This is a genomic window from Micromonospora orduensis (genome assembly GCF_006228125.1).
GTDB classification, from domain to species: Bacteria; Actinomycetota; Actinomycetes; order Mycobacteriales; family Micromonosporaceae; genus Micromonospora; species Micromonospora orduensis.
In genome coordinates this window covers 1-3,880 of the sequence record NZ_VDFY01000042.1, presented here as the reverse complement: position 1 = coordinate 3,880, position 3,880 = coordinate 1, and the positions used below count along the sequence as shown (strand labels likewise).

Genomic DNA, 3,880 nt, shown 5'->3' with positions numbered 1-3,880 from the left:
GGGGAGGCCAGCCTTGCGGGGGCGGCGCTTCGCGGCGGTGGTACGCGGGCCGTAGCCCACCAGGACCGCCGTCCGCCCCCCGGGGGCGGGACCGCCGATCAGGCCGGGCTCGACCATGCCTTCGGCCGGTGCCAGCTCGACGGCCGCCAGCGAGGCCGCCGACGGGGTGGGCAGGTCATCGCCGGGCGTCGCCGTGGTCGACGGCACGTCCAGCGGGCCGGCGCCCGGGTCGGTGTCGATGGCGATGATCGGCGTACCGACCTCGACCGTCGTCCCCTCCGGGTGGTGGATCGCCTGCACCTGCCCGGCCCACTTCGCCGGGATCTCCACCGCCGCCTTGGCCGTCTCGACCTCGACGATCGGCTGGTTCAGCTCGATGGTGTCGCCGACCTTCACCAGCCAGGTCAGGATCTCGCCCTCGGTCAGCCCCTCGCCCAGGTCGGGCAGGTTGAACGTCTTGATCCGGGACATGCCGCTCACCAGCCGTAGGTGCGGTCGACGGCGTCGAGCACCCGGTCGAGGTCGGGCAGGAACTCCTCCTCGACCCGGGCGGCCGGGTAGGGGATGTCGAAGCCGGTCACGCGCAGCACCGGCGACTCCAGGGAGTAGAAGCACTCCTCGGTGATCCGCGCGGCCAGTTCGGCGCCGAGACCGATGTTCGACGGCGCCTCGTGCACCACGACGGCGCGGCCGGTGCGCTTCACCGACTCGTACGCGGCCGTCAGGTCCAACGGGGAGAGGGAGCGCAGGTCGATGACCTCCAGCTCCCGGCCGTCCTCGGCGGCGGCGGTAGCCGCCTCCAGGCACGTCCGCACCATCGGGCCGTAGGCCAGCACGGTCACGTCCGTGCCGGGCCGCACCACCCGGGCCGAGTGCAGCGGGTACGCGTCGGACAGCGGCGCGTCCAGGTCGACCGGCCCCTTCTCCCAGTAGCGCCGCTTGGGCTCCAGGAAGACGATCGGGTCGTCCGAGGCGACGGCCTGCTGGATCATCACGTACGCGTCCTGCGGGTTGGCGCAGGACACCACCTTCAGGCCGGCGGTGTGCGCGAAGTACGCCTCCGGCGACTCGGAGTGGTGCTCGACCGCGCCGATGCCGCCGCCGAACGGAATCCGGATCACCATGGGGATGCTGAGCTTGCCGCGCGAGCGGTAGTGCATCTTCGCCACCTGCGACACGATCTGGTCGTACGCGGGGTAGACGAAGCCGTCGAACTGGATCTCGCAGATCGGCCGGTAGCCACGGATGGCCAGGCCGACAGCGGTGCCGATGATGCCGGACTCGGCCAGTGGGGTGTCGATCACCCGCTGGTCGCCGAAGTCCTTCTGGAGCCCGTCGGTGATCCGGAAGACGCCGCCGAGCTTGCCGACGTCCTCGCCCATGATGACGACCTTGGGGTCGTTCTCCAGGGCGCGGCGCAGGCCGGTGTTGAGGGCCTTGCCGAGGGTGAGGGTCTCCGTGGCCATCAGTGGGCGCTCCCCTCGAACGACTCCATGTACCTGCTGAACTGCGCGCGCTGCTCGTCGAGCAGCGGAGACCCGTTGGGGTAGACGTGGTCGAACATCGTCACCGGCTCCGGGTTGGGCATGGCGAGCACCCGCTCGCGCAGGTGCACCGACTCGCGGCGGGCCTGCTCGTCGACCTCGGCGAAGAAGTCCGCGTCGGCGATCTGCTGCTTCTCCAGGAAGGCCCGGACCCGGGCGATCGGGTCCTTGGCCTGCCACGCCTCGACCTCGCTGGCGATCCGGTAGCGGGTCGGGTCGTCGGAGGTGGTGTGCGCGCCCATCCGGTAGGTGTACGCCTCGATGAGGCTCGGGCCCTGCCCGTGCCGGGCGTTGTCCAGCGCGGTGCGGGTGACCGCGTACGTGGCCAGCACGTCGTTGCCGTCCACCCGTACGCCGGGGAAGCCGAAGCCGGCGGCCCGCTGGTAGAGCGGGATCCGGGTCTGCCGCTCCAGGGGCTCGGAGATCGCGTACTGGTTGTTCTGGCAGAAGAAGACCATCGGCGCGTTGAAGACGCCGGCCCAGACGAACGCCTCGTTGACGTCGCCCTGGCTGGTGGCGCCGTCGCCGAAGTAGGCGATCACCGCCTCGCCGTCGTCGGTGCCGGTCCTGCCGTCCATGGTGATGCCCATGGCGTAGCCGGTCGCGTGCAGGGTCTGCGCCCCGATCACGATCGTGTACATGTTGAACTTGAACTCGTTCGGGTCCCAGCCGCCCTGGTCGACGCCCCGGAACAGGCCCAGCGGCATGATCGGGTCGATGCCCCGGCAGTAGAGGACGCCGTGCTCCCGGTACGTCGGGAAGGCCATGTCCTGGGTACGCAGAGCCCGCCCGGAGCCGACCTGGGCCGCCTCCTGGCCGAGCAGACTGGCCCAGATGCCCAGCTCGCCCTGGCGTTGCAGGGCGGTCGCCTCGGCGTCGAGCTTTCGGACCAGCACCAGGTCGCGGTAGAGGCCGCGGTACTCCTCGTCGGTGAAGTCGACGCGGTACTCGGTGCCGTCCGGCCCGGTGACGCTCTCGATCCGCTCGCCTTCGGGGGTGAGCAGCTGCACCAGCTCGGGGTTGCCGGCCGTGCCCTTCCTGGAGCGGGTTGTCGCCCGCCTGCCGCGGGTGGTGCCCCCGGGGTCGCCCTTTGCCATCGGTCTCTCCCTGTCGTGTCTGCGTCGGCACCGGGGGGTCACCCGGCCGCGCAACTCGTGCGCCTGTCCGGCTGCTGCCGGACCGGTTCCTGGCGGCCGCGCCTAGCCCCGGTGGGGGTTGCCGCACGGCGTGAGCCGGATTCTGGCCGAACCCGGTTCGGGAGCGCCGGCACTGAACCGCGCCTGCCGCGAGGGTGCGCGGAGGTCACGGCTGCGTTGCCGTCGTGCTCCATATTCGCAGAGCAGGTGAGCGCGCCCACAGTACGCCCGCCCAGCATTCCGACCGTCCACCGTTTGTTGCCCTTTGTCGCCATCGTGCCCTGACACGTCCACCGGGTGTTCCGGCGATGATTCGTCACCGTTCGGTCAGCATCGCGTGTCGACACGCGGTGGAGGTTGGCTGACGGAGGGTGACTGGGTGAGGCTGATTACCGCCGGATCACGGCGATCGGGTCAATTGCCGGTTTCTGCCGCCGGTGACGTCCATCCGCGTCCCGAGACGGCCGACGACAAGGGGTGTGCGGTGTACGAGCCAGGTGACGGTCCCGGCACACCCGAGCTCGGCCGGCACCGGTCGGCCGGAGGCTACCGGCGGGTGGTCGGCGCGCACCGGGCTCCGGGCATGGGCGGTCCCTCCCGGGGCTACCTGCTCACCGTCGCACTGCTGGCCGGCACGGCGTCGATGCCCATCCTCGCCGCGATCAGCGCCGGCTCGGCCACCCCGGGCAGCACCGCGTTGCCGGACAGCAGCACCCCGTTCATCCCGACGCCCTCGGTCGGGCCGGTGCTGCTCCCGCCCCCGATGGCCAGCCAGCCGGCGCCTCCTCCGCTCGGCACGCCCAGCGCCGGCCCGACCGCGACGCCCGGCTGGCTGCCCGCCGCACCCCGGCGTACGGCGGAACGGCCGGGAGCCGTCGACCCGGGGCACGTCGACCGTGGACTGCCACCGGTGCCGGGGCCGACCCGGAGCACCCGACCGGTCGTGCCCCCACCGCCGGCCAGCCCGACGCCCACCCCGGCGCCGTCGCGGACCGATCCGCCGGACCCGACGCCGACACCCACGACGACCGCCGGTCCGACGCCTACCGGGACCGTGTCGTCGACCGCGACGGCCCCGGGGTGGGCGTCGGGCTGGCCGGCGGTGGGGGCACGACCGGTCGGGTGCTCCGGGTCGGCCCCGGCCCCGGTGGCAGTCCACGGTCGACGTGCCCCGGGTCGACGGCTCCCGGCCGTTCCGCC

4 protein-coding genes are annotated in these 3,880 nt (G+C 72.4%); all 4 read right to left on the bottom strand.

From position 1 onward, the window contains the following. Nucleotides 1-471, bottom strand: a 471-nt coding sequence (locus FHG89_RS00400) for a biotin/lipoyl-containing protein (RefSeq protein ID WP_341874229.1), incomplete at its 3' end; no start/stop codon positions are given. A gap of 5 nt (nucleotides 472-476) precedes the next feature. Then, a complete protein-coding gene (locus FHG89_RS00395) occupies nucleotides 477-1,466 on the bottom strand; it encodes an alpha-ketoacid dehydrogenase subunit beta (protein WP_139581876.1) in 990 nt (329 codons plus the stop codon). Further along, nucleotides 1,466-2,641, bottom strand: a complete 1,176-nt coding sequence (pdhA, locus tag FHG89_RS00390) for a pyruvate dehydrogenase (acetyl-transferring) E1 component subunit alpha (RefSeq protein ID WP_139581874.1) — start codon at nucleotides 2,639-2,641, stop codon at nucleotides 1,466-1,468. The genes FHG89_RS00395 and pdhA overlap by 1 nt, the downstream gene beginning before the upstream one ends. A gap of 642 nt (nucleotides 2,642-3,283) precedes the next feature. After that, nucleotides 3,284-3,880: hypothetical protein (locus FHG89_RS00385; protein WP_139581873.1), on the bottom strand; the 597-nt coding region annotated here is incomplete at its 5' end.